General features: G+C 33.0%; 26 protein-coding genes and 2 pseudogenes. All 28 read right to left on the reverse strand.

All coding sequences use genetic code 11. From position 1 onward, the window contains the following. Positions 1-25 precede the first annotated feature (25 nt). The 28 genes and pseudogenes from OEI98_RS06930 to pyrH all read right to left on the reverse strand — a co-directional run bounded on the left by OEI98_RS06930 (position 26) and on the right by pyrH (position 26,218). Positions 26-235, reverse strand: coding sequence for a YlzJ-like family protein (locus tag OEI98_RS06930; protein ID WP_004396223.1), 210 nt, complete (start codon positions 233-235; stop codon positions 26-28). Then, positions 210-950 (reverse strand): ClpP family protease, encoded by a 741-nt coding sequence (locus OEI98_RS06935; RefSeq protein WP_266040420.1) that lies wholly within the window; start codon positions 948-950, stop codon positions 210-212. Before OEI98_RS06935 ends, OEI98_RS06930 begins: the two co-directional genes overlap by 26 nt. Positions 951-1,007: 57 nt before the next feature. After that, positions 1,008-2,204, reverse strand: coding sequence for an aspartate kinase (dapG, locus tag OEI98_RS06940; RefSeq protein ID WP_003869124.1), 1,197 nt, complete (start codon positions 2,202-2,204; stop codon positions 1,008-1,010). A gap of 87 nt (positions 2,205-2,291) precedes the next feature. Continuing rightward, positions 2,292-2,543 (reverse strand): YlmC/YmxH family sporulation protein, encoded by a 252-nt coding sequence (locus OEI98_RS06945; protein WP_003869125.1) that lies wholly within the window; start codon positions 2,541-2,543, stop codon positions 2,292-2,294. Positions 2,544-2,554: 11 nt separating this feature from the next. Continuing rightward, complete coding sequence (gene dut, locus OEI98_RS06950; RefSeq protein ID WP_003869126.1) at positions 2,555-3,001, reverse strand: dUTP diphosphatase; 447 nt, start codon at positions 2,999-3,001, stop codon at positions 2,555-2,557. After that, entirely contained in the window at positions 2,985-4,241 is a 1,257-nt protein-coding gene (locus tag OEI98_RS06955; RefSeq protein WP_266040424.1) for a M16 family metallopeptidase, read from the reverse strand. The genes dut and OEI98_RS06955 overlap by 17 nt, the downstream gene beginning before the upstream one ends. A 40-nt stretch (positions 4,242-4,281) precedes the next feature. After that, positions 4,282-4,994, reverse strand: a pseudogene (locus OEI98_RS06960) (polysaccharide deacetylase family protein). A 102-nt stretch (positions 4,995-5,096) separates the two neighbouring features. Beyond that, positions 5,097-7,199, reverse strand: a complete 2,103-nt coding sequence (locus tag OEI98_RS06965; protein ID WP_004396216.1) for a polyribonucleotide nucleotidyltransferase — start codon at positions 7,197-7,199, stop codon at positions 5,097-5,099. Positions 7,200-7,250: 51 nt separating this feature from the next. Beyond that, positions 7,251-7,514: a 30S ribosomal protein S15 gene (rpsO, locus tag OEI98_RS06970; RefSeq protein ID WP_343286372.1), complete on the reverse strand. Its 264-nt coding sequence runs from the start codon at positions 7,512-7,514 to the stop codon at positions 7,251-7,253. Between the two features lie 90 nt (positions 7,515-7,604). Beyond that, positions 7,605-8,554 (reverse strand): annotated as a pseudogene (locus tag OEI98_RS15060) (bifunctional riboflavin kinase/FAD synthetase). A 15-nt stretch (positions 8,555-8,569) separates the two neighbouring features. After that, positions 8,570-9,412 (reverse strand): tRNA pseudouridine(55) synthase TruB, encoded by an 843-nt coding sequence (truB, locus tag OEI98_RS06985; RefSeq protein ID WP_180367003.1) that lies wholly within the window; start codon positions 9,410-9,412, stop codon positions 8,570-8,572. Between the two features lie 12 nt (positions 9,413-9,424). Then, positions 9,425-10,378: a DHH family phosphoesterase gene (locus OEI98_RS06990; protein WP_266040433.1), complete on the reverse strand. Its 954-nt coding sequence runs from the start codon at positions 10,376-10,378 to the stop codon at positions 9,425-9,427. Beyond that, positions 10,375-10,734, reverse strand: coding sequence for a 30S ribosome-binding factor RbfA (gene rbfA / locus OEI98_RS06995; RefSeq protein WP_003866754.1), 360 nt, complete (start codon positions 10,732-10,734; stop codon positions 10,375-10,377). Before rbfA ends, OEI98_RS06990 begins: the two co-directional genes overlap by 4 nt. Before the next feature lie 13 nt (positions 10,735-10,747). Beyond that, positions 10,748-12,841, reverse strand: a complete 2,094-nt coding sequence (infB, locus tag OEI98_RS07000; RefSeq protein ID WP_323053796.1) for a translation initiation factor IF-2 — start codon at positions 12,839-12,841, stop codon at positions 10,748-10,750. Continuing rightward, on the reverse strand, positions 12,828-13,151 hold the full coding sequence (locus tag OEI98_RS07005; protein ID WP_003866751.1) for a L7Ae/L30e/S12e/Gadd45 family ribosomal protein: 324 nt from the start codon (positions 13,149-13,151) through the stop codon (positions 12,828-12,830). Before OEI98_RS07005 ends, infB begins: the two co-directional genes overlap by 14 nt. After that, positions 13,141-13,413 (reverse strand): RNase P modulator RnpM, encoded by a 273-nt coding sequence (gene rnpM, locus OEI98_RS07010; protein ID WP_003866750.1) that lies wholly within the window; start codon positions 13,411-13,413, stop codon positions 13,141-13,143. Before rnpM ends, OEI98_RS07005 begins: the two co-directional genes overlap by 11 nt. 13 nt (positions 13,414-13,426) lie before the next feature. Continuing rightward, complete coding sequence (gene nusA / locus OEI98_RS07015) at positions 13,427-14,467, reverse strand: transcription termination factor NusA (protein WP_003869135.1); 1,041 nt, start codon at positions 14,465-14,467, stop codon at positions 13,427-13,429. A gap of 21 nt (positions 14,468-14,488) precedes the next feature. Next, positions 14,489-14,944: a ribosome maturation factor RimP gene (gene rimP, locus OEI98_RS07020; protein WP_003869136.1), complete on the reverse strand. Its 456-nt coding sequence runs from the start codon at positions 14,942-14,944 to the stop codon at positions 14,489-14,491. Between the two features lie 125 nt (positions 14,945-15,069). Continuing rightward, positions 15,070-19,293 (reverse strand): PolC-type DNA polymerase III, encoded by a 4,224-nt coding sequence (locus OEI98_RS07025; RefSeq protein WP_266040440.1) that lies wholly within the window; start codon positions 19,291-19,293, stop codon positions 15,070-15,072. 13 nt (positions 19,294-19,306) lie between these two features. Then, on the reverse strand, positions 19,307-19,927 hold the full coding sequence (locus OEI98_RS07030) for a glycosyltransferase family 2 protein (protein ID WP_266040443.1): 621 nt from the start codon (positions 19,925-19,927) through the stop codon (positions 19,307-19,309). Beyond that, positions 19,927-20,988 (reverse strand): flavodoxin-dependent (E)-4-hydroxy-3-methylbut-2-enyl-diphosphate synthase, encoded by a 1,062-nt coding sequence (gene ispG / locus OEI98_RS07035; protein ID WP_266040445.1) that lies wholly within the window; start codon positions 20,986-20,988, stop codon positions 19,927-19,929. The genes OEI98_RS07030 and ispG overlap by 1 nt, the downstream gene beginning before the upstream one ends. A 12-nt stretch (positions 20,989-21,000) precedes the next feature. Further along, positions 21,001-21,999, reverse strand: a complete 999-nt coding sequence (gene rseP / locus OEI98_RS07040; RefSeq protein ID WP_003869140.1) for an RIP metalloprotease RseP — start codon at positions 21,997-21,999, stop codon at positions 21,001-21,003. 6 nt (positions 22,000-22,005) lie between these two features. After that, entirely contained in the window at positions 22,006-23,154 is a 1,149-nt protein-coding gene (locus OEI98_RS07045) for a 1-deoxy-D-xylulose-5-phosphate reductoisomerase (protein ID WP_006570407.1), read from the reverse strand. A gap of 15 nt (positions 23,155-23,169) precedes the next feature. Then, positions 23,170-23,949 (reverse strand): phosphatidate cytidylyltransferase, encoded by a 780-nt coding sequence (locus OEI98_RS07050; RefSeq protein WP_003869142.1) that lies wholly within the window; start codon positions 23,947-23,949, stop codon positions 23,170-23,172. Positions 23,950-23,968: 19 nt separating this feature from the next. Continuing rightward, positions 23,969-24,718, reverse strand: a complete 750-nt coding sequence (locus OEI98_RS07055) for an isoprenyl transferase (protein ID WP_003869143.1) — start codon at positions 24,716-24,718, stop codon at positions 23,969-23,971. Positions 24,719-24,765: 47 nt separating this feature from the next. Continuing rightward, positions 24,766-24,951, reverse strand: coding sequence for a hypothetical protein (locus OEI98_RS07060; protein ID WP_003866737.1), 186 nt, complete (start codon positions 24,949-24,951; stop codon positions 24,766-24,768). Next, entirely contained in the window at positions 24,948-25,502 is a 555-nt protein-coding gene (gene frr, locus OEI98_RS07065) for a ribosome recycling factor (protein WP_003869144.1), read from the reverse strand. Before frr ends, OEI98_RS07060 begins: the two co-directional genes overlap by 4 nt. Positions 25,503-25,504: 2 nt before the next feature. Further along, positions 25,505-26,218, reverse strand: coding sequence for a UMP kinase (pyrH, locus tag OEI98_RS07070; protein WP_039929376.1), 714 nt, complete (start codon positions 26,216-26,218; stop codon positions 25,505-25,507). Positions 26,219-26,268 lie beyond the last annotated feature (50 nt).

The following is a 26,268-nucleotide window of genomic DNA, read 5'->3' on the forward strand; positions in this document are numbered from 1 at the left end:
CATCTATTATAACACAAAAATTTTTCTAATAAATACTTATCATGCTTCCTGGAGTATATTTTGCGTTTAGGTAATCAAAAGGATTAGTAGAATACATTCTTTGAATTATATAATTTCCATTTGAGAGTTTTTCTACTACTAACTGTTTATTCCCCATCTTTAGTTCTATATAATTGGTGGGTATATCTTCTCTTTTTTCAAAAATTAATTCATAGGGAATTATTGTATATAACATTATTCTTCACCTTTCTTTTTTCTCTTTCTTCTATCATATTGTGTAACCTCTTTAAAGCTTCTTTGATACCCCCTATTTCGTCAATCAAACCGTAATCTACTGCTTCTTTTCCAACTAAGATTGTTCCTATGTCGTTGGCTAATTCTCCAGTTTTAAGCATAAGCTTCATAAAAGTATCTCTTTTTATTTTTGAATTTCGCACAATAAACTCTACTATTCTATCTTGCATTTTGTTGAAATAATCAAAAGTTTGGGGAACTCCTACTATTAATCCTGTCATTCTGATAGGGTGTATTGTCATGGTAGCACTTGGCACTATGTAAGAATAATTTGCTGAAACTGCTAAAGGCACCCCGATACTGTGACCTCCACCTAATACTATAGATACAGTAGGCTTAGAAAGGCTTGCTATCATTTCTGCAATAGCAAGACCTGCTTCCACATCTCCTCCTACAGTATTTAATAAAATCAAAACTCCTTTTATATTAGGGTTTTCTTCTATTGCTACCAATTGTGGTATTATGTGTTCATATTTTGTGGTTTTGTTTTGTGGAGGCAGTATCATGTGGCCTTCAATTTGCCCTATTATAGTAAGACAATGAATATTGCTTTCAAAATTAGGTACGTTTGTCTGGCCTAAATTTTTTAAATTCTCCTGAACATGTGGTAAAGTCTGAGGTTGTTCTGTTTCTTCATTTTTTAAAAAATTGCTCATCTTTATCACGCTCCTAATAATTAGTATAAAAAAAGCGCAATAGTATGCGCTTCCCTTTTAAAGATTAAATTCGTCATGTAGAACTCTAACTGCTTCTTCAGCTTTATCTTGACTTACAAGGCAAGAAATAGTATTATGAGAGTCAGCTGTTTGATAAATTTCTATATTATGCCTTGATAATGCCTTTATTACTCTTGCCATTACTCCTGGAACGCCTCTTATTCTATTACCAATTATAGAGACTTTTGAGCAATTAGTTCTGTAGGAATATTTTATATTGTTTTCTTCAAGAAGTTTTTGTAACTTTTTAAAATCCATCTCTGATATTGTAAAAACTTGTTTTTCAGGAAAAATATTAATAAGGTCAATGCTTATTTTTTCTTCTGCAATTTTTTCGAATATACTTTCTGTATTTTCACTGTTTTCTAGCACGATTTGAACTCTATGGTCCATATTGGCAATTCCAGTGACTAATTTGTCTATATCGTAAATATTATCGTAAGCCTCATTATATTGAGTTATAATGGTACCTGGACTGTCTGACATGGTATTTTTTATAACAAGGGGTATATTACCTCTCATTGCTATTTCTACCGCTCTAGGATGTACTACCTTTGCTCCTTGTTCTGCAAATTGGAATACTTCATTATAACTTATTTTTTTCAAAATATGAGCTTTTGAAACAATGCGAGGATCTGCTGTCATTATTCCATCTACATCTGTATATATTTCTACCGCGGAAGCTTTTAGAGCTTCACCTAAAAGAGCAGCAGTTGTATCACTGCCTCCTCGCCCTAACGTAGTTAAATCTCCTTCTTCTGTGATACCTTGAAAACCTGCTACTACAGGAATAATTCCCTCTTTTAAACTTTCTAAAAGTCTTGTTGGTTCTACTTTTATAATTTCCGCATTGCCAAAATTATCATCTGTTATAATGCCTGCTTGTCCTCCGGTAAATACTTTTGCTTTATAACCCTTCTTTGATAGGGTTGCAGCAAAAGTCACACTGGAGATTATTTCACCACAATTCATCAATAAATCTAATTCTCGTTTTGAAATATTGCTATCTATTGATTTAACCATGTTTATTAGAGTGTCTGTGGCATAAGGATCTCCATTTCTTCCCATTGCAGAAACTACTACTACCACGCTAAAACCGTTTTTAACTGCCTCAATTACTTTTGATGTAGCCATTTCTCTTCTCTCAGGTGTTGATACAGAAGTTCCACCAAATTTTTGTACCAATATTTTCACGTTCTCATCCTTTCCTTTTGAAGGTATCTAAGTTGAGACATTTTATATTATTATACTTCATTAAAGTGATAAAGAAAAGTAATATTTTTAATAAAACCGTCTTTTCTTTTCTTCGAATTCCACAATAAGCATATCGTCACCAATTTTTCTTATAGAGTCCCAACTTATTTCAATATAGTTTGTCTTTCCTCTAAATAAACCTTTTGATTCATATACTATTATTGAATGAATCCTTCCTGTTTCTTCATCAATAACTAAATCTGAATCTTCTACTAATCCCCATCTTCTTCCATCCGTTAAATTTACAATTTCTTTATTTCCAAATTCGCTTAACCGCATAGAACCCCTCCTTATATACCGGTATGGCCAAATCCTCCTTCATCTCTTTTAGTTTCTGAAAGGATTTCTGCCTCTACTATTGTTGGTCTTACTATTTGATTGATTACCATTTGAGCAATTCTTTGTCCCCTTGCGATTTTGACTGCTTCTTTTCCTAAATTGATGACTATCAATTTTATTTCTCCTCTGTAATCGGAATCAATTGTACCAGGAGTATTTAAAAGAGTTATTCCGTAGTTTAAAGCTAGGCCGCTTCTTGGCCTTATTTGGGCCTCAAAATTTGGAGGAAGTTCAATTTGTATACCTGTTGGAATTAGTTTTATTTCGCCAGGTTGTAATATGACTTCCTCTTTAACATTAGCATATAAATCCATGCCAGCGGCTCCTTCACTCATATAAGCAGGCAAAGGTAAGTCTTTAGCATCATCAGTTTTTTTAATCTTAAGTATTATGGACATTTTCTAACCACCCTTTATCTCTTTTGTTTAGTTTTCCAACCACGGCTATGCTCATGTCATCAGGATTTATAATTTTTTTAGCTAAGTCATTTATTTCCTCGTAAGTTAAGTTATCTATTGTTTGAAGTATTTCCTCTACAGTATGCACTTTATTAAATAAAAGAATGGATTTTCCTATTGTGCTCATTCTACTGCTTATACTGTCTAAATCCATTAATACATTTATGCGAAGTTGCTCTTTAAATTTATCAATCTCTTCTTTTGCTAAACCTTTTGAATACACCTCTTCTATTTCTTTTAAAATTAAGTCATATACCTTCTTAAAATTATTAGCGTTCATACTAGCAAAAATAGAAAAAACCCCAGCATGGTGATAGGTAGAAGGATAAGAATAAATCGAGTAAACCAATCCCTTATCTTCTCTTATTTTTTGAAATAGTCTTGAACTCATTCCTCCACCAAAAGCATTATTAATGACGGCTAAAGCATATACTTTCCTTAAGTCATAAGTTATCCCAGGTAAACCAATACATAAATTTACCTGTTCAAAATCTTTTTCATAAAAAGCTTTGTTTTTATGCCAAATTGGAGAAGTTAATTGAGAAATAACATTAGTTTTTTGAATTTTTGATAAATATTTTTGCAGTATTTCATAGATATCATCGCCAAAATTTCCTGCTATAGAAATGACTATGTTATCTTTGTTATAATGGGCATTATAATAATTTACAATTTGTTCTTTGTTTAGCTTTTTAATAGTAGAAAAAGTACCAAGTACAGGGAAAGACAAGGGATGTCCTTTCCATATTGTTTTTGCTAAAAGATTATAAGCTACGTCTTCAGGAGAATCTAATTCTGTCAATATTTCTTCAAAGATGACTTGCTTTTCCTTTTCTATGTCTTCTTCTTTAAAGGCAGGGTTAAATACCATATCAAAAAGTATATCAAGACCTTGTTTTACGTGAGTATTTAAGACTTTTATATAAAAACAGGTACTTTCTTTTTCAGTAAAGCCGTTTAACTGTCCACCAATACTATCCATTTCTTCCGCAATTTGCTTCGCACTTCTTAGCTTAGAACCTTTAAAAACCATGTGTTCTATAAAATGAGATATTCCATTTATAGTTTTATGTTCGTACATAGAGCCTGCTTTAATCCATATCCCTATGTATACAGAATATGCGTAAGGAATTTTACAAGTTACAACTTTTACTCCTTCAATAATCTTTTGTTCGTACATTTTATCCTCCTTTGCAAATTTAATTATTATTATAGCAAATTTAATTGTTATCTACAATTACCTCCGATACTTTAGTTATTTTATAACCTTTTTCTTTAAGTTGTTTTATTATCTGTGGCAATGCTTCCACAGTATTTTGAGTAGGGTGCATTAACACAATAGCACCGTTGTGATATTTAGTCATAACTCTATCTACAATTGTTTGAGGACTTGGATTATTCCAATCTATGGTGTCCAAACTCCATAGAATAACTTTATATCCTAATTGTTCTGCTACTTTTACTACTTCATCATTGAAATCACCATACGGTGGTGCAAAAAGGGTAGGTTTTGTTCCTGTAATTTTTTCTAAAATTTCACCGCTTTTTTTAATATCTTCTTCATATTGTTGCCGACTTAAATTTGTATATTTTACATGTGTGTATCCATGACTTCCGATTTCATGGCCTTTTTGATAAATATCTTTTACAACATCAGGATTTTTTTCTGCCCATTTTCCTTCAAAAAAATGTAATATGGATATTGTTATCTTTAAAAATATCTAACATTTTTGGTATGTACTCATCTCCCCATGCGACGTTGCAAGCAAAGGCAATCTTTTTTCCTTTGTATCTCCTTTATAAATAGGTTCATTGCTGTTAAAAACAGAAACGCTGCGTGTAATTATGTAAATTAAAAAGATGAGCAGTAATATTGCTAAGGAAAAAATAATCCAAAAGCTTTTTTAGGATATTTTATATAAAATATTTTCATTATAACACCACCCGTTGATATTCTCACTTTAATTTTATTCAAACAGGCGGCGAATATATTACTAAAAAATAAAAAACATAAACCGTGGGTCGGTTTATGCCTTTAGTTTCTTTCTTCTTCCTCTTCATCAGGCAATGCGTCTTTTCTTGAAAGGCTTATTCTTCCGAGTTTGTCTATATCTGTGACTTTTACCAATATGTCATCGCCAACTTTTACTACATCTTCTACTTTTTGTACCCGTTTTTTTGATAGCTTAGAGATGTGGACAAGTCCTTCTTTACCAGGAGCAATTTCTACAAAAGCTCCAAAGGGTGTTATTCTAAGCACTTTTCCTAAATAAATTTCTCCTACTGCTATATCTTTTGTTATAGCCTCAATCATTTGCTTAGCTCTTTCGCCAGATCTCAAATCAGAAGCAGTAATGTATAACCTGCCATCTTCTTCAATATCAATTTTTACTCCCGTTTCTGCAATAATTTTACTTATGGTTTTGCCACCAGGTCCGATTATTTCTCTAATTTTTTCAGGGTCAACTACCATCCTTATAACACGAGGTGCGTATACTGATAACTGTTTTCTCGGTTCTTTTATAACTTCTAACATTTTGCTGAGAATGTATAGTCTACCCCTTCGGGCCTTTTCTAAAGCCATTTTCAAAATTTCTTTGTCAATTCCAGGAATTTTTATATCCATTTGTATCGCTGTGATTCCTTTTTCTGTGCCTGCTACTTTGAAGTCCATATCCCCTAAAAAGTCTTCAATTCCTTGTATATCAGTGAGTACAGAAACTACATCTCCTTCTTTGATAAGCCCCATAGCAACTCCTGCAACTGGAGCTTTTATTGGAACTCCTGCATCCATTAAAGCTAAAGTACTGCCACAAACACTAGCTTGAGAAGTAGAACCATTGGAACTTAAAACTTCTGACACTAATCTTATAGTATAGGGAAATTCCTCTTCAGAAGGAATCACCGGTTCTAAAGCCCTTTCTGCTAAAGCTCCATGACCAATTTCCCTTCTACCAGGACCTCTTAGAGGCCTTACTTCTCCAACACTGTAGGGTGGAAAATTGTAATGATGCATATATCTTTTTGCTTCTTCATCTCCTATGCCATCTAAAATCTGAATATCTCCTAATGCACCTAATGTTGCTACTGTAAGCACTTGAGTTTGTCCTCTTGTGAAAATCGCAGAACCGTGAGTTCTGGGTAGCACTCCTACTTCGCACCATATTGGTCTTATGTCGTCAAGGCCCCTGCCATCTACTCTTATTCTTTCCTCTGTTATCATTTTTCGCATTTGTTCTTTCATTATATTGTAAAGTACTTCATCTATATCAGCAAGATTATCAGGATATTCTTCTTTAAAGTGCTCTAAAACCTCTTGTTCAACTTTATCTAAGTTGTCGTTTCTCTCTTTCTTTTCTGCTGTTCTTAACGCATTGTATATTTTTTCTGTTGCATAGGCTCTTACTTTTTCTTCTAGGTCTTTGTCTATTTCATGTAAAATTACTTCGCTTTTCGGAACACCTACTTCTTTAACTATTCCTTCTATAAACTCTACAATCTGTTTGATATATTCGTGAGCATACATTATAGCATCTAGCATAGTTTCTTCAGGAATCTCTTTTGCCCCTGCTTCCACCATTACAATAGCATCTTTCGTTCCTGAAACCACTAAATGCATTAAGCTTTTTTCTCTTTGCTCATGGTTAGGATTAATTATAAATTGTCCATCGACTAATCCTACTGCTACCGCTCCTGTAGGACCATTAAAAGGAATATCAGAAATTGAAAGAGCAACAGACGAACCAATCATTGCGACTATTTCTGGTTGTACGTCAGGGTCAACAGATAAAACTGTAGCTATAACTTGTACATCATTTCTATAACCATGGGGAAATAAAGGCCTAATTGGTCTGTCAATTAACCGAGCAGAGAGAATTGCCTTTTCACTAGGTTTCCCTTCTCTTTTTATGAAACCACCAGGAATTTTACCGACAGAGTACAATCTTTCTTCGTACTCAACAGTTAAAGGAAAAAAGTCAATTCCTTCTCGGGGTTCTTTGGAAGCACAGGCAGTAACTAGAACGACAGTATCCCCGTATTTTACCCAAGCTGCTCCATTTGCTTGTTGAGCTACTTTTCCTATCTGGACTAACAACTTTCTCCCGGCTAGTTCCATTTCAAAAGTTCGTTCTTCCATGTTATCCTCCTTTCGTAAAATTTTATAGAAAATAGAGCGAGGTATCTCGCTCTATTTTCTTAAATCTAATTTTTCGATAATGGCACGATACCTCTCCATATCTGTTTTCATTAAATAATTTAACAGTGCCCTTCTTTGCCCAACCATTTTAAGAAGACCTCTTCTTGAATGATGGTCTTTTTTATGAACTTGCAAATGAGCATTTAAGTTATTTATTCTCTCAGTTAAAAGGGCAATTTGAACTTCTGGAGAACCTGTGTCAGTATCGTGGAGCTTGAACTTATTGATTATTTCTGCCTTTTTTTCTTTGTCCAGCACTTTTTTCACCTCCATCTTTTAGAATACGCCTTATGCATAGAATACCGCCGGAGATACGGGTATCAAAGCATAAGGTAAATCGCTATTTTATTTTATCACATAATGTTTCTGTTGTAAAATATTTTTAAAGTTTTTAGCATAATTAATATCTTTAAAAACTTGTTCTTTTAAGGCTTCTAAATTTTGAAATTTAATTTCATCTCTTATTCTTGTTATAAATTCAACTTCTAAATATTTATCATATAAATTTTCATTGTAATCTAAAATGTAAGATTCGACAGAAATGCTTTTGCCACCAAAAGTAGGCTTCGAGCCAACATTTGTGACAGCTATATAAAATTTGTCTTCTATTTTTACTCGCGTCACATATACTCCTGCTTTTGGCAAAACCAAATCTTCTGATATTTGTAGATTAGCAGTAGGAAAACCTAATTTTCGCCCAATTTCTTGTCCATGAATCACTTTTCCTTGCAAGGGAAAAAAACGTCCTAATAAACTATTTGCCTCTTCAACTTTACCTGATTTTATTAATTCCCTGATATAGCTGCTGCTTACTACAATACCCTCCCTTATAACTGGTGGGACAACATAAACTTTATATGAATATATTTTGGAATATTTTTTTAATGTATCTACATTCCCTAAAGCTTTGTAGCCAAATCTATAATTATGTCCCACCACTGCTATTTTAATGTTTAATAGCTCTACTAAAATTTTTTTATAAATTCTTCAGCAGTTAATTTAGAAAAACTTTCAGTAAAGTCAAAAAATATTCCGTAATCAAGGTTAAATTGCTTTAAAATTTCTACCTTTTTTTGATAAGTAGTTATAAGCTCTGGTTGCTTGTCAGGGGTTAAAATTTTTGAAGTATGCTGTTTAAAAGTGAAAACAGCGCTCGCTAAGTTATTCTCTTTAGAAAGAGCTATTGCTTGCTTAATTAATTCCTGGTGACCTATATGAACTCCATCAAAATTGCCTAAAGCTATTACTTTGGCCTCTTTGTATTTTGATGCATTGCTTTCATAAACAATCTGCAAATTATCATTTCCCCCTCAAAGAAGTCTTTTTGGACGGATTTTATTTCGCTCTAAAATCCCAATGCCGAGAAATTTACCATTATTATCATATAACTTCAAAAGTGAAGTTTCAATAGGATATCTATTTTGAATAAATTGGCCTTTTAAAATTTTTTCAGCTTCCATTTTGTTTAATTGTACAGAAGGTAATTCAATAAACTTATCTATTGGCTGCAATAATACTTTCTTTTCCCTTATTTCTTCAAGAGTATAAGCATCTTCTATTTTAAAAGCACCAACCTCTGTTCTTATCAACATAGACATATATCCCGGCATGTTTAATTTTTCGCATATATCTCTTACTAAAGCTCTCACATAGGTGCCTTTAGAACATTTCACATCTATTAATACCCGATAAGGTGGTTCATATTCAACTAATTCAATATCATATATGGTAACCTCAATAGGTGGAATATCAATTGTCTTTCCTTCTCTTGCATATTCGTATAACTTTTTTCCTTTTATTTTCTTTGCAGAATACATTGGAGGAATTTGTTTTATTTTCCCTTTAAATTCATTTAAGACTTGCCTTAATTCTTCTTCCCTCAGAATCCTTACAGGTCCGCCTTTTACAATTTTGCCGCTTTTATCCAAAGTGTCTGTAGTAAAGCCAAAAGTTATTTCAAATCTATATCTTTTGTCGTGCTCAAGAAGATAAGAGACAAATTTAGTGGCATTCCCTACACAAACAGGCAGTATTCCTGCTGCATCTGGGTCTAAAGTTCCTGTATGCCCTACTTTTCGTATATTATAGATTTTCCTAATAAAATCTACAACATCGTGAGAAGTCATACCAGGGGGTTTTAAAATATTGAGCATTCCCTCCAATTTTTATCCCTCTAATTCTTTGAATATTGTCTGTAAAATTTTTTCTTTGGCTTCTCCAATATTTCCTTTGATGCTACATCCAGCAGCTCTTACATGGCCTCCACCGTCAAAAATATTTGCAATTTTATTTACATCTATTTTTTCTTTTGACCTTAAACTAATTTTTATCTCTCCTTCTTTTTCAACTAAAAGTACCGCTACTTCTACTCCTTCAATATTTCTAGCATAAGTGATAATATTTTCTATATGTGAAAGGTTTGTGTTTGTTTCTTGGAAGTCTTTTTTTAAAATTTCCATATAAGCAACTCTTCCATCTTTATATAATGTAAGGCTATTTAAGGCTCTTCCTAAAAGTTTTGCTTTGTTGAATTTGAGAGTATTAAAAACTTTATCTCCTATTTCTTTAAATTTAGCGCCATTGTTTATTAAGTCTCCAGCTATTTGATGAGTTATAGAAGTAGTTGATTCGTACATAAATCCACCACTATCTGTCAAAATCGCTGTATAGAAACTTGTAGCTATTTCTTCATCAAATTCTACTCCTAACAATTTAACAATTTGATAGGCTATTTCTGCTGTCGCTGCTGCGTTAGTATCTACATAATTCAATTTGGCATACAAAGTATTTGAAATGTGATGGTCAATATTAATAGTTACAGCAGAAGTTTTTAAAAGTTCTTTGGTACCGCCCAATCTTTCTTCATCAGCACAGTCAAAAATCAAAACCACGTCTGCCTCTTTATAAAATGGTCTTGATATTTTCTCTACATTAGGAACAAAGTAGTACATTTCAGGGATTTCGTCATCTATGAATACATCTACTTCTTTTCCCATTTTTTTTAATACTTTATACATTCCTGTAACAGTGCCTATAGCATCTCCATCGGGTGCAATGTGAGATACTACAATTACACTTTTAGCATCTTTTATGTGATTTATTGCATCAATTAATATCAATTACCATCACCCTCTTGCTTGTTTAGTTCTTTTAATATTTCAGAAATGTGAGCTCCGTATTCTATTGATCGATCCAATTCAAAGATAATTTCAGGAGTATATCTCATTTTTATTCTTCTTCCAATTTCGTGTCTGATGTAGCCAGCTGCACTTTTTAGCCCTTCAAAAGTTTCTTGTTTATCTTCTTCACTTCCATAAATACTTACATAAACTTTAGCATATCTCAAATCTTTAGTAACTTCTATGTCAGTTATACTAACCATTGCTTTAATTCTTGGGTCTTTAATTTCTTCTAAAATCATTTTACTTATTTCTCTTTTCATTTCTTCTGAAAGTCGACTATTCCTGTACTGCATTATACTCATCCTTTCAACGAGGAATTTCTTCCATTTGGTAAGCTTCTATTATATCCCCCTCTTTAATGTCATTGAACCTATCTATACCTATACCACATTCAAATCCTTGTTGTACTTCTCTTACGTCGTCTTTAAACCTCTTTAAAGAAGCAATTTTACCTTCATAAACTACAATACCATCCCTTACTACACGTATATCAGAATTCCTTAAAATCTTACCACTTAACACATAGCATCCAGCTACATTTCCTACACCAGGTACTCTGAAAACAGCTCTAACTTCTGCTCTTCCTAGCTCTACTTCTTTATATTTTGGCTCCAACAGACCTTTCATAGCAGCTTTGATATCTTCAATAGCCTCATATATAATTCGATAAAGCTTTATATCTACCTTTTCTTTTTCTGCGAGATTTTTAGCGTTAGTCTCTGGTCTTACATTGAAACCTATTATTATGGCATTAGAAGCTGATGCAAGCATAACATCCGTTTCAGTTATTGCGCCTACTGCTCCGTGTATTACCTTTATTCTAACTTCTTCGTTGCTTAAGTCTTCAATGGATTTTTTTAGTGCTTCTACTGAACCTTGAACATCCGCTTTTATGATAATATTTAACTCTTTTACACTACCTTCCTGTATTTGACTAAATAAGTCCTCTAATGAAACTTTTTGCTTGCGTTTAAGTTCCATTTCTTTTTGAAGTTCTTTACGTCTTTCTGCTAATTCTCTTGCTTTTTTCTCGTCCTCTACTACTATGAGCTTATCTCCGGCTTCTGGTACTTCAGAAAAGCCCAAAACCTCCACTGGCATAGAAGGTCCTGCTTTTTTAATTCTTCTGCCTCTATCGTCAAACATTGCCCTTACTTTTCCATAAACAGTACCTGCTAAAATAGCATCTCCTATTTGCAAAGTTCCATTTTGCACAATGACAGTTGCAACAGGACCCTTTCCTTTTTCTAACTTTGCTTCTATTATAGTGCCTCTTGCTGGCTTATTTGGATTAGCTTTTAAATCTTCCATTTCAGCAACCAGCAAAATCATTTCTAAAAGATTATCTATACCTATATTTTTCTTAGCAGAAACAGGTACACAAATTGTATTTCCTCCCCATTCTTCTGGCACTAAACCTAACTCACTTAGCTCTGTCTTTACCCTATCTGGATTTGCAGTCGGCAAATCTATTTTGTTTATGGCTACAATCATAGGTACATTGGCGGCTTTCACGTGGTTTATTGCTTCTACTGTTTGAGGCATAACACCGTCATCTGCGGCTACTACTAGCACGACAATATCTGTGATGCTGGCTCCCCTTGCTCTCATAGCAGTAAAAGCTTCGTGGCCGGGTGTATCTAAAAAGACAATTTTTTTATCATTTATCTCAACTACAGAAGCTCCTATGTGCTGTGTAATTCCTCCCATTTCCTTCATAGTGACATTTGTATTTCTGATGGCATCCAATAAAGAAGTTTTACCGTGGTCCACATGTCCCATTACAGTGACAATAGGAGGACGAGGTTGCAAATCTTTTTCATCATCGGGCGTTTCTTCTAATAACATTTCTAATTCATCTTTTACTTCCTCTTTATCTACTAAAAATCCATATTCTTCAGCAATTTTAGCTGCATTTTCAAAGTCAATTTGTTGATTTACTGTAACCATTATTCCTTTTGCAATTAACTTTTTAATTATCTCTGTAGGATTAACTTTCATTTTTTCTGCTAATTCTTTTACAGTCAAAAACTCAGGAATAGTGATTATTTTAATTTCGTCCTCTTCTTTTTCTTCTGTTAAAACCGCTTTTTTGTTATTCTTCTTATTTTTTTTGCTACCTTTTTTAAAGCTCTTTTTATAAACTCTTTCTTCTTCTATGTCCTCTAAATTGTCCTCAAATATATCTTCTTCCTCTTTTTGATGGACTTCTTCTGTTTGTTGTGGTTTGTCTCTTAATAAATCCATTATCAGCTCTACTTCTTCATCTTCCAATGTGCTCATATGATTTTTAACTTTTATATCCAAATCGTTTAATTTGGATATAAGGTCCTTACTAGATAAATTTAATTCTTTTGCTAATTCATAAACTCTTGTTTTAGACATATTATTCACCTCCATAATTTTCCTCCTTTGCAGCATCTAATAATACATTTGCTAATCCTTCATCTGTAATACCAATTACCCCGACCATTTCTCTTCCTATAGCTTTTGCCAATAACTCTTTTGTGGAATATACAATGTAGGGGACTTTATTTCGTTCACACATTGTAGCAAACTTTTTAAAAGTATTCTTTGACACGTCGGTAGCCAATACAACTAAAAAAACTTTCTTAAGTTTAAGGTATTTATCCACACTATAATTACCAGAGACAAGTTTACCCGCTTTTTTACTTATTCCGAGCATAGAATGAAATCTGTCATTCTTCATCCTCTATCTCCCTCTTTAATTGTTCGTAAATTTCATCAGAGATCGGTACTTCTAACGCTTTTTCTAACCTTTTGTTTTTAAAAGCTTTTTCAAGACAATTTATATCTTTGCAAATATAACAACCTCTTCCCGGCACTTTACCTGTTAAATCCACCTGTACAACTGAATCTTTCGCTCGTCTTACAATGCGTATTAATTCCTTTTTTGGTTTCATCTGCTGACAGCCTAAGCACATTCTCATTGGAACCTTTTTGGTCTTCATCTTTTCACCTCACTTAACTTTTTACCATTGATTCGCTTTTTATGTCTATTTTCCAACCGGTGAGCTTTGCCGCCAGCCTCGCATTTTGTCCTTCTTTTCCAATTGCTAAAGACAATTGATAATCAGGTACAATTACTCTTGCTACTTTTTCTTTTTCATCTAAAATTTCTATACTCAAAGCCTTTGCTGGACTTAAAGCGTTCATTATAAATTCTTGAGGTTTTGAACTCCACTTGACTATATCTATTTTTTCTCCTTTTAGTTCATTGACAACAGCTTGTACTCTTGCACCTTTATATCCAACACAAGCTCCTACAGGGTCCACATTTTCATCCCTGCTAAAAACCGCCATTTTTGTCCGTGAACCAGCTTCTCGAGCAATACTCCGTATTTCAACTATTCCTTGTTGAATTTCTGGGGATTCCAATTCAAACAATCTTTTTACAAGTCCTGGATGAGAACGAGAAATTAAAATCTGAGGTCCTTTAGTAGTCTTTTTTACTTCCACAATATACACCTTAACTCTGTCTCCTGGTGCAAAAGTTTCCCCCGGGATTTGTTCTGATGGGCCTAATATAGCCTCTACTCTTCCTAAATTAATTAACACATTTTTTTTGTCAACCCTGGTTACAATACCTGTTACTACTTCTGTTTCTTTGGCTAAAAACTCTTCATAAATTACATTTCTTTCAGCTTCTCTAATCCTTTGAATCACAACTTGTTTTGCGTTTTGTGCTGCAATTCTGCCAAAGTTTTTAGGAGTTACTTCTATATCAACTATATCTCCTATCTGGTATTTTTTATTTATTTTTCTCGCTTCTTCTAAACTTATTTCTAGTAGGTCATTGTAGACCTCTTCTACTACCGTTTTTTGTGCATAAACTTTAACATCTCCTGTTTCTCTATCCATGACAATTTTAACATTTTGAGAAGTTCCATAATTTTTCTTGTAAGCAGAAACTAAAGCAGCTTCTATTGCTTCAAACATTGTATCTTTTGGGATACCTTTTTCCTCACAGATAGAATTTAAAGCTTCTATGAATTCTGCGTTCATTATTATTCTCCCTCCTTAATTTTAAAACTTTATTACTGGTTTAACAAGACTTACATTCTTCATATCAAATTCCTTTCTTTCTCCATTATAGAGAATAATTATTTTATCACCAGTAAACTCTATAAGTTCACCTTCAAACTTTTTTCTCTTATCAATAGGGGCATATAGGGAGATTTCTATTTCTTTTCCGATATTTCTTTCAAAATCTCGAGGCTTCTTAAGAGGTCTATCGAGACCGGGAGAAGATACTTCTAAAATATAACTGTGTTCTATTGGGTCTACTTCATCTAATCTATCGCTTAAATACTCGCTAACCAATTGACAATCATCTAAAGTAATACCTCCTTCTTTATCTATATAGACTCTCAAATACCAGTGGCTTCCTTCCTTTTTGTATTCTACATCTACCAGTTCAAAATTATTTTTTTCTAAAACAGGCATTACTAAATCCTTTGCAATCTGTTCTATTTTGGACATATCCTTCTCCTCCTAAAACTTTTTATTTTTCATTATATAAACTAAAGAGTGGGAAAACCCACTCTTTGTGCAAAAAATCTATGTTGACATAACAATTATAGCATACACCTTTTACCAACGCAACACTAAAATAAACTTAATTGATTAGATTCTGGCAAATCGGTTAAACAGCCATACTGTTTTAATATTTCTATAACTGTTTTACTGACCTTTGTTCTGTTTCTAAAATCTTCAACAGATAGAAATTTGCCATTTTCTCTTTCTTGTGCAATTGTTTTGGCTGCTTGTATTCCTACTCCCTCTAAAGAATTAAGAGGTGGTAGCAATCCTTCTTCAGTAATCAAAAATTTGACTGCATCAGATTTATATAAGTCTACATTTATAAACTTAAATCCTCTTAGGTACATCTCTAAAGCTACTTCTAATACTGTTAAAAGGCTTTTTTCTTTAGGACTAGCATTATTTCCTTTCGCTTCTATCTCTTTTATAGCATTTTTTATGCTGTCTTTCCCTTTTAATACAATATCCAAATTAAAGTCATCTGCTCTAACGGTAAAGTAAGTAGCATAAAAGGCTTCTGGATAATGAACTTTAAAATAAGCAATTCGAAATGCCATTATTACGTATGCCACAGCATGAGCCTTCGGAAACATATATTTTATTTTTTGGCAAGACTCAATAAACCAATTTGGAACACCGTGTTTTCTCATTTCTTCTATTTCTTCTTGTGTTACACCTTTGCCTTTCCTCACATTTTCCATTATTTTAAAAGACAATTTTTTGTCCATACCTTTGCTTATCAAATAAAGCATTATGTCATCTCTTGTAGATATTACTTCTTTTAATGTAGCTATTCCTTCTCTTATTATATCCTGAGCATTGTTAAGCCATACATCAGTGCCGTGAGAAAGTCCACTTATGCGTACTAGTTCTGCAAAAGTAGTAGGACGAGTGTCAATAAGCATTTGTCTTACAAACTTCGTACCAAACTCAGGTAATCCTAAAGTACCCACAGGAGTATTTAGCTCTTCAGGGTCTATTCCCAATGCTTCTACACTGGTAAATAAACTCATAGTTTTTTTATCATCTAAAGGAATTTCTCTTGCATTAATGCCGGTTAAATCCTCCAGCATTCTTATAACTGTAGGGTCATCATGCCCTAAAATATCCAGTTTTAAAAGCCTTCCGCTTATTGAATGGTAGTCAAAATGAGTTGTTATAACATCGGTGTCTTCTGCATCAGCAGGATGCTGTATTGGAGTAAAGTCATAAATACTCTTGTCCTTTGGCACTACCATTATTCCACCTGGATGTTGCCCTGTGGTTCTTTTCACTCCTGTACAACCAACAGTAAGTCTTTTGATTTCTGATTTATGAACTATTAAATTGCGTTCTTCAAAATATTTTTTGACATATCCATAAGCAGTTTTATCTGCTAAAGTTCCAATAGTACCTGCTCTAAAAACATGGCCTTTTCCGAAAAGTTCTTCTGTATACTTATGAGCAATAGGTTGGTATTCCCCAGAAAAATTAAGGTCTATATCTGGTTCTTTATCCCCTTCAAAACCTAAAAACACTTCAAAGGGTATATCAAAACCATCTTTCCTCATCAAAGTTCCACAGTGAGGACAAGTCTTATCCGGCATGTCCACACCACAACCATAGCTTCCATCAGTTATAAACTCGGAATACTTACAATTTGGACAAACATAATGAGGCGGCAGCGGGTTAACTTCTGTTATTCCGCTCATAGTGGCTACTAAAGAAGAGCCTACAGAACCTCTAGAACCAACCAAATACCCATCTTTTAAAGACTTAGACACTAATTTTTGAGCTATAATATACATAACTGCATATCCATTGTTAATTATAGAATTTAATTCTCTATCTAAGCGATTTTGTACTATTTCCGGCAAAGGGTCACCGTATATTTCATGGGCTTTATCTAAAGTAAGCCTTCTTAATTCTTCTTCAGCTCCCTCTATCACAGGAGGGAATGTTCCATCTGGTATAGGTTTTACTTCTTCTACAAGGTCAGCAATTTTATTAGGATTATCAATTACAATCTCTTTCGCTACTTCTTCTCCTAAATATTCGAATTCTTTTAGCATCTCATCAGTTGTTTTAAAATAAAGAGGCGGCTGCCTATCTGCATCCTTATATCCTTTTCCTGCCATTAAAATTTTTCTGTATATATCATCCCATGGATCTAAAAAGTGCACATCTCCTGTTGCCACTACTAATTTGTTGTATTTTTTACCCAAAAGATAAATTTTTTGATTAATTTCTCTTAATTCTTCTACGCTTTTTACTTCTCCTTTTTCAATTAAAAACTCATTATTACCAACAGGTTGTACTTCTAAGTAATCGTAAAAAGAAATAATATTCTCTAGTTTCTTTTCTTCTAAGTTAGATACAATCGCCCTAAAAACTTCCCCTTGTTCGCAAGCAGAACCAATGATAAGACCTTCTCTCATACTAATAAGTAAACTTTTGGGAATACGAGGTGTTCTATGAAAATATTCCAAATTGGATTTAGAGATTATTTCGTATAAATTTCTCAATCCTTTTTGGTCTTTTACCAAAATCGTGACATGATAGACAGGAAGTTTCCGTATGTCAACTTCACTTTCTTTTAATATAGCATTTATATCTTTTACCTTTTCTACTCCTAATTCTTTTAACCTATCAATAGTTTTTATAAATATTTCAGCTGTAGCCATAGCATCGTCTACTGCTCTGTGGTGGTGTTCCAATTTTACTTGTAAATGGTCAGCCAGTGTGTCTAGCTTGTAATTTTTCAAGTCCTTATATAAATGTCTACTTAGTTCTAAGGTATCTAAAACTGCATTGTTTACATTTAAATTAAATTTTTTAGCTTTAGATTTTATAAAAGACACATCAAAATTTGCATTATGAGCTACTAAAACACTGTTAGAAGCAAACTCCAAGAATTTAGGTAATATTTCTTCTATAGAAGGAGCATCTTTAACCATAGATTCGTCAATTCCAGTAAGTTTTGTTATAAAAGAAGAAATAGGGATTTTGGGATTAACAAAGGTTTCAAAAGTATCTATTATTTTGCCTTCTTTTATTTTTACTGCACCAATTTCAATTATTTCATCATTTATATTGGAAAGACCCGTCGTCTCTATATCAAAAACAGTAAATTCATCTTCTAAAGTGGCTTCTGTATCTCCTGTTACAATAGGTACACCATCATCCACTAAATAACCTTCTACACCGTATATGACTTTTACACCGTATTTAGAAGATGCTTCCATCGCTTCAGGAAATGCCTGTACAACTGCATGGTCTGTTATAGCAATGGCTTTATGTCCCCATTTTGCTGCTCTTTTAATCACTTCTGTTGCAGAGGCTACTGCATCCATACTGCTCATTTGAGTGTGTAAGTGAAGTTCCACTCTTTTTTCTTCACTTAAATCTTTTCTTTCTTTTGGAGATATCAACTGAAGGTCTTTTAGACTTATTACTAAGTCTCCTTCATATTTATCGTAGAAAACTTTCCCTCCTAATTTTACAAAACTGCCTACTTGGATATTCTCTTTTAAATAATTATACTTTTCCTCAGTTAAAAAGGCTTTTACAAGTATTGATGAAGTATAATCAGTTATATCAAAAGTCATTAAAATTTTGGACTTTAATTCCTTAAATTCGAGAGAAAAGATTTCACCTTCAATTACCGCTTCTTCTGTTTCTGCAGTGATATCTTTGATAGATATCACTTCAGCCTTTATTTCTTTCCCTAAAAGTACTTGAGAATCTTCTTTATCCTCCATTTTTTCTGTTGTTTTGCCGGTTTCTTGCTTCTGCCCGCTTTTAGTGATTTCTTCAATAACTTTTATATCTTCCTCCATTATCATTCTTTCCATTGTATCTTCAAACTCTTCTAAAAGGACTACATCTATTTCTGTTTTAAACCCATATTTATCCTTTAGAAATTTCTTAAGAACAAAATCAATTTTATTGCTTTTTATAAATTGATAGACTACTTCGTTGGGAGCTTTAATTATTATCTTTTGATTCTCTGTTACTACATCACAGGTTTTTAAAAAACTAAGAGAAGCAGGGTATTCTTCGCTTATTTTTAAGATTATTTCCTCAAAATTGTCTAATATGTCCTGAAGACTATTAAATTTTTTCTCCTGTTCTACTACGACTTCTACTTCTTTAATTAAAGGAAATTTATTAAGCAAAAAATCCTGGAATTTTCTTATTTGGGAATTTATGTTATTATTGGAAGATACGCTTACAATTAATTTTCTCTCTTTTTTTAACAGTTTTACTTTTTTTATTTCAAATTCCTGCGGAAAAGATGCTGGAATCATCAAATCCCTCTTTCTAAATCCACATTTTTAAAATATCAAAATACATTTTTAATCGCGCATAAAATCCTCTAATTAATCCCAGCTTTTCTTCTTTCATGACATGACTCATATTCTCAAGAGGCACATTTACCACTCTTAACTTATTCTTTTCAGCATGTCTATTTAAAGCAATTTCTACTCCGAATCTACTGATTTCCATCTCTTCAATGTTTTCTAAAAACTGCCTTTTTATTGCCCTTTGTCCTGACAAAAAGGGTGCTATTTTTTGTGCAAAATCTGTAGATTTTCTTCCACCAGAAAAAATTCCAATTGTCATATCTGCTTCATTTTTTAATACAGGAGATACGAGATTAAAAAAATGTTTCTCAGTAAGTCCAATTAAATCGGCATCTAACATAACGATAATATCACCTTTAGAATTATCTATTCCTGCTTTTAACGCTTTTCCTTTTCCTTGATTTTTTTCTAAATCAACAAGTTTTACATTGTATTTTAGAGCTTGTTCTTTTGTATCATCTGTAGAACCATCATTTACAACTATGATTTCATCAATCAGGTCTATTGTTTCTAAGACTGACAAAACTCTCCCAATATTTTTTCCTTCATTAAAAGCTGGGATTACAACAGAAATCATTAAGAATCCTCCTCAAGTAATTTTTCAATTTCTTTCATCAATTCTTCTACTAACTCTTCTTCCTTAACTTTTTTATAAACTTTTCCTTTTTTAAAAATAACTCCTTCTCCATCTCCTCCTGCTATTCCTATATCCGCTTCTTTTGCTTCCCCTGGTCCATTTACAGCACATCCCATAACAGCAACTTTTAAAGGCTTTTTAATATGCCTCGTCCTTTTTTCTACTTCTTCTGCTAACCTTATCAAGTCAATTTTTGTTCTGCCGCAGGTAGGGCAGGAAATAATTTCTACTCCTTCTTTTAGAAAGCCTAAAGAGCGTAAAATTTGTTTTCCTACTCTTACCTCATGGACTGGGTCACCTGTTAGAGAAACTCGTATTGTGTCTCCTATTCCTAAATAAAGCAATGTTCCTATTCCTATAGCAGATTTTATAGTGCCAGCTTCAATGGTACCTGCCTCTGTTATGCCTACGTGCAATGGATAATCCACTTTTGAAGAAGCGAGTTTATAAGCCTCTATAGTAAGAGGTACATTTGTAGTTTTAAGCGAAATAACTATATCATAAAAGCCTAACTTTTCTAAAATTAAAACATTTTTTAAAGCGCTTTCCACAACTGCTTCGGCAGTTACTCCCTTGTATTTATGTAATATTTCTTTTTCTAAAGAACCAGAATTTACACCTATTCTAATAGGAATACCTTTTTCTTTTGCTATTTCTACCACTTTTTTGATATTTTCTTCTCTTCCTATGTTTCCAGGATTAATTCTTATCTTGTCTGCTCCATTTTCAATTGATTTTATAGCTAATCGATAATCAAAATGAATATCTGCTACCAAAGGAATATTTATATTTTTCTTTATTTCTTTTATTGCTTCAGCTGCTTCCATATCTGGAACAGCAACTCTTATAATATCACAGCCTTCAGCTTCCAGTTTTTTTATCTGCTCTATTGTTTTTTCAATATCGTGGGTATCCGTGTTAGTCATAGACTGAACTAAAATTGGATTATTTCCTCCAATTTTTTTATTGCCTATTTTGACTTCGCGAGTAATTTTTCTCATTTTTATCACCTTTTAAAAAATGCGTAGAATATCCCTATAGGTTGCAAAAATCAACAAAGCAATCAACAGTAAAAAACCTAAATAATGAATATAGCCTTCTTTTTCAGGTGGCAATGGTTTACCTCTTACTGCCTCTGCTAACACAAACAAAATCCTTCCACCGTCTAAAGCCGGTAGTGGCAATAGATTAAAAAGGCCTAAATTTACGCTTATAAGAGCGGAAAAAGCTAGTAAATTTATAACACCTGTTTTAGCGACTGTTCCAACAGCTTGAACAATTCCCACAGGTCCCATAATATCATTGACAGAGACTTTTCCGGTTACTAACATTACAAGAGACAAAATAATAAGTTTCGAAAAATATATTGTCTGATTGATGGCAGTTTTAAAGGCAAGAGAGATAGAACGCTCATAGTCTGGAACAATTCCTATCATTACCTTTGAAGCGTTTTTATCAAAAATTGGTTTTACTTGTTTTTGTAAAATTTGATTTCCCCTTTGAATTTCAATTGTCAATACTCGCTCTCCATTAGAACTTATGGCTTTCTCTAACTCCTCCCATGTATTTATCTTTGTATTATTTACCATTACAATTTTGTCCCCCGGCAAAATTCCTGCTTTTTCAGCGGGATAGCCTTCCATTACGGATTTTACCTGTGGTATCGGACTTCCTATATTAAAAAATACAATAAAAAGCAATAAAAAAGCTAATAATATATTCATTAAAGGACCTGCAGCAAAGACAGCTAACCTTACAGGCCAAGGCTTATTTACTATAGCCCGCGGGTCATTAGATTTTTCATCTTCACCTTCTAAAGCAACATAACCACCGAATAGCAATGCTCTAAAAGAATACTCTGTTTCTCCGTATTTCTTCTTAAAAAGTCGTGGACCAAAGCCAATAGAAAATTCATTTACTCTAGCTCCAGAAAGTTTTGCAACGATAAAATGTCCAAATTCGTGAAACATTACTAAAACGCTTAAAACAATTATACTTATCAATATTGTCAAAATGTATCACCTCATATATTTTTTTGCTATTTTTTCCTTAACCTCTTTATCCACATTTATTATATCATCTAAAGTGGGATTTTGTATATTATTATGTTCTTTCATGCTCTCCTCTATGATTTCAGCTATTTGTAAAAATTCTATTTTTTTATTTAAAAACAGTGACACAGCTATTTCATCAGCCGCATTTAACACTGTAGTCATCGTGCCGCCAATTTTTAAAGCCTCATATGCTAATGACAAACATCTAAAAGTTTCTAAATCGGGTTTTTCAAAAGTTAGCTGAGTTGTAATAGAAAAATCCAAAAAATTTATTCCATTTATGTAATTGCGAGTAGGATAATTTAATGCATACTGAATAGGTATCCTCATATCGGCAGTAGCCAATTGTGCAATTACACTACCATCTATATATTCTACCATTGAGTGAATTATACTCTGGGGATGCACAATCACATCAATTTTATCTTCAGAAATGTCAAAGAGCCATTTTGCTTCTATTACTTCAAACCCTTTATTCATCAAAGTGGCAGAATCTATCGTGATTTTTTTCCCCATTTTCCAATTAGGATGATTTAGAGCCTCATTTACAGTTACTTTTCTCAAATCTTCTTTTTTCTTCCCCCTAAAAGGACCTCCAGAGGCTGTTAAAATCAATCGAGATACTTCTTTTTTGTCATTTCCTCTTAAACATTGGAGTATAGCAGAGTGTTCACTATCTACAGGTAAAAGAGTTATATCCTTCTTTTTTACCAAATCCATTACAATTTGTCCAGCTGTTACAAGTACTTCTTTATTCGCTAAAGCGATATCTTTTCCCCTCTGGATAGCTGTAACTGTTGGAATAAGGCCAGCAATCCCTTCTACGGCTACCACCACTAAATCGGCATCGTACTTCACAATTTCTTGAAGCCCTTTGCTGCCAGTTAGAATTTCGACATTTTTCTTTAGATTCTCCCTTAATTGGTTAGCTTTATCTTCATCTTTTACTGCTACAACTTTAGGATTAAATTCTCTAATTTGTTTCGATAAAAGTTCTACATTGTTATAAGCTGTAAGTCCTACTATTTCAAAACTTTCTCTAAAATTTTTTATTACGTCTAATGTTTGTGTACCGATAGAACCAGTTGAGCCGAGAATTATTACCTTTTTCATGAAGTACATCCCTTTCTAAATTAAGTACTGAAAAATAAAGTATATGAAAGGAGAAACAAATAAAATACTATCAAATCTATCTAAAATTCCTCCATGGCCAGGAATTGTATTTCCAAAATCTTTAATGTAACAATTTCTTTTTATAAAGGAAGCAATTAAATCTCCACATTGAGCAATCAAACTGCCAAATAAACCTATAATTACAGAAAGATATATACTGACATTCGATTGAGGAAATAACCAAACAAATACAGCACAGCTTATGGTAGAGCCTATGATTCCTCCAATCGCTCCTTCTATCGTCTTTTTGGGACTGATTGTAGGAGCAAGTTTGTGCTTTCCAAAAAATCTACCGGTAAAATAGGCAAAAGTATCTGTCATCCAAGAGACTATAAAAACAAACCATACTATGTACATTCCTTCAGGCATTTCTCTAAGTTTTTGTATGTACAAAAAGAAAAGAGGTATATAAATGATTCCCATTAAAGTTAGAGCGTAATCTTTGAGATTATATTTTTTATTAGTCAAAAACAGCAAAAAAAGCATCATTGTGATTATAACTAATACATCTACTTTTGCGATTTTACTTTCTAAAAAATATAAAAGGATTGCTGACAAGTATCCAAAAATTTTTACAGGCCGTACCCCAATATTTTTTGTAGCATTATAAAATTCATTAAGTCCTAATATGCTTACTAAAACTAATGCAATTTTAAGCATATTTCCCCCTTTTATTAAAATGAAAAATAAAATTGGCAAGCCTACTATCGCACTTATAACTCTTGTTTTTAGCATATTTATTTACCACTCCTTACTATACTCCCCCAAATCTTCTTTGGCGAGTTTGGTAATACAATATTGCTTCAATAAGATGTTCTTTGCCAAAATCCGGCCACAGTACCTCTGTAAACCAAAGCTCAGAATAAGCAGATTGCCATAATAAGAAATTGCTCAATCTTTTTTCTCCACTTGTTCTTATTATAAGATCTGGATCTGGCTGGTTTTTAGTATACAAATTTTCACTTATAGTTTGTTCTGTAATTTCCTCAATGGACAATTCTTTATTTAAAATCTTTGTGCAAATTTTTTTCACAGCCTTTACTATTTCATCTCTTCCGCCATAATTTAACGCTATATTAAGTACAAGGCCAGAGTTGTTTTTTGTTACATTTTGCGCCCGATCTATTTCAATTTTACACTTCTCTGGTAAAACAGAAATATCCCCTATGAAGTTAATCAATACATTATTTTTATTCAATTCATCTACTTCTTTAGAGAGATATTCAACGAGTAAATCCATTAAAAAATTTACTTCTTCTTTAGGTCTTTTCCAGTTTTCAGTTGAAAAAGCGTATAAAGTTAAATATTTTATCCCTAATTCTCTAGAGGCTTTTACAACCTCTCTTACAGCATTAACACCAGCTTTATGGCCATAAAATCTCATCATCCCTCTTTTTTGAGCCCATCTTCCATTTCCATCCATGATAATGCCTATGTGAATAGGCAATTTATTTTTATCAATCTTGTCACTCAAGTCTCTATTTTTTTGTCTAAAAAACACCATTTATTTTCCTCCTCATTTTATAAGGGCACCCCCTCGTCAGAGGGGGATTAAATTCTAATAACAGTAATTTCAAGAATGTTATTTTGTTCTTTTATCCTGGCAACTTTTAAACGAGAACCCTCATATTTAAAAATAGATTTTGTCTCTACAACGTTAAATTTTAAGTCCTTAGGTAATTTTTCTATTATTTTATGTAAATCCATTCCTATAAAATTATTATAATAATCTGTCAAATTTCCATTATCTCCTTTTCTTTAGCTTCCACCGCTTTGTCTATCTCTTTAATATATTTGTCAGTTAATTTTTGAATTTCTTCTTCTCTCTTTTTTCTTTCATCTTCCGAAATTTCGCCGTTTTTTTCCATCTTTTTTACAGCATCATTAGCATCTCTTCTTATTTGCCTTACTGCTACTTTTGCCTCTTCTGCTTTTTTATGAACTAACTTTACCAATTCTTTTCTTCTTTCTTCAGTCAATTCAGGAAAAACTAATCTTAACACTTTACCGTCAGAAACTGGATTAATTCCTAAATCTGATTTCTGTATTGCTTTTTCAATATCGCTTATTTTTGAAACATCCCACGGTTGTACAACTAGTACTCTTGGCTCCGGAGCTGTAATGGTGGCTAATCTGTTAAGAGGAGTTGGAGTACCATAATAATCTACCATAATTCGGTCAAGTAGTGCAGGATTTGCTCTACCTGCTCTTATAGCAGCTAATTCGTTTTTTAAAACGCTCAAAGATTTTTGCATTTTTTCTTCGCTAGCTTTTAAATAATCACTCATACTTAAACCTCCTTCACTATTGTACCAATATCTTTTCCTGTTACTACTTTCTTTATATTTCCGTAGGTAGTAAGGTCAAAAACTATGATTGGTATTTTATTGTCCATGCATAAAGAAGTTGCTGTTGAATCCATTACTCCTAAACCTTTGTTTAAAACATCTAAATAAGATAATTCTTTAAATTTTACAGCGTCTTTGTATTTATTTGGGTCTTTGTCATAGACTCCATCTACTTTTTTAGCTAATAGTATGACCTCCGCATCTATTTCTGCTGCTCTTAATGAAGCAGCAGTATCAGTTGAAAAGAAGGGATTCCCTGTCCCAGCAGCAAATATAACAACTCGTCCTTTTTCTAAGTGTCTTATTGCTCTTCTGCGTATATAGGGTTCTGCAATTGCTCTCATCTCAATAGCAGTCTGAACTCTTGTAGGAACTCCCCGTTGCTCTAAAGCATCTTGCAGTGCAAGAGCATTAATTACAGTCGCAAGCATTCCCATGTGGTCTGCAGTAGTTCTGTCCATCCCAATACCTTCTCTTCCCCGCCATATATTTCCTCCGCCAACTACAAGACCAATTTGAACTCCCATTTCTTTCACTTCTTTTATCTCGTCTGCTATTCGATTAACTGTGTCAAAATCGATTCCAAATCCTTTATTTCCTGCCAAAGCTTCTCCTGAGATTTTCAGAACTACTCGCTTGTAAACAACTGACAACACAATAACACCCCATTCTTATAAGTTCTATAAAAATTTTGAAAATCCTTCTT

This window comes from Thermoanaerobacter sp. RKWS2, from assembly GCF_026240795.1.
Taxonomy (GTDB): Bacteria; Bacillota; Thermoanaerobacteria; order Thermoanaerobacterales; family Thermoanaerobacteraceae; genus Thermoanaerobacter; species Thermoanaerobacter ethanolicus.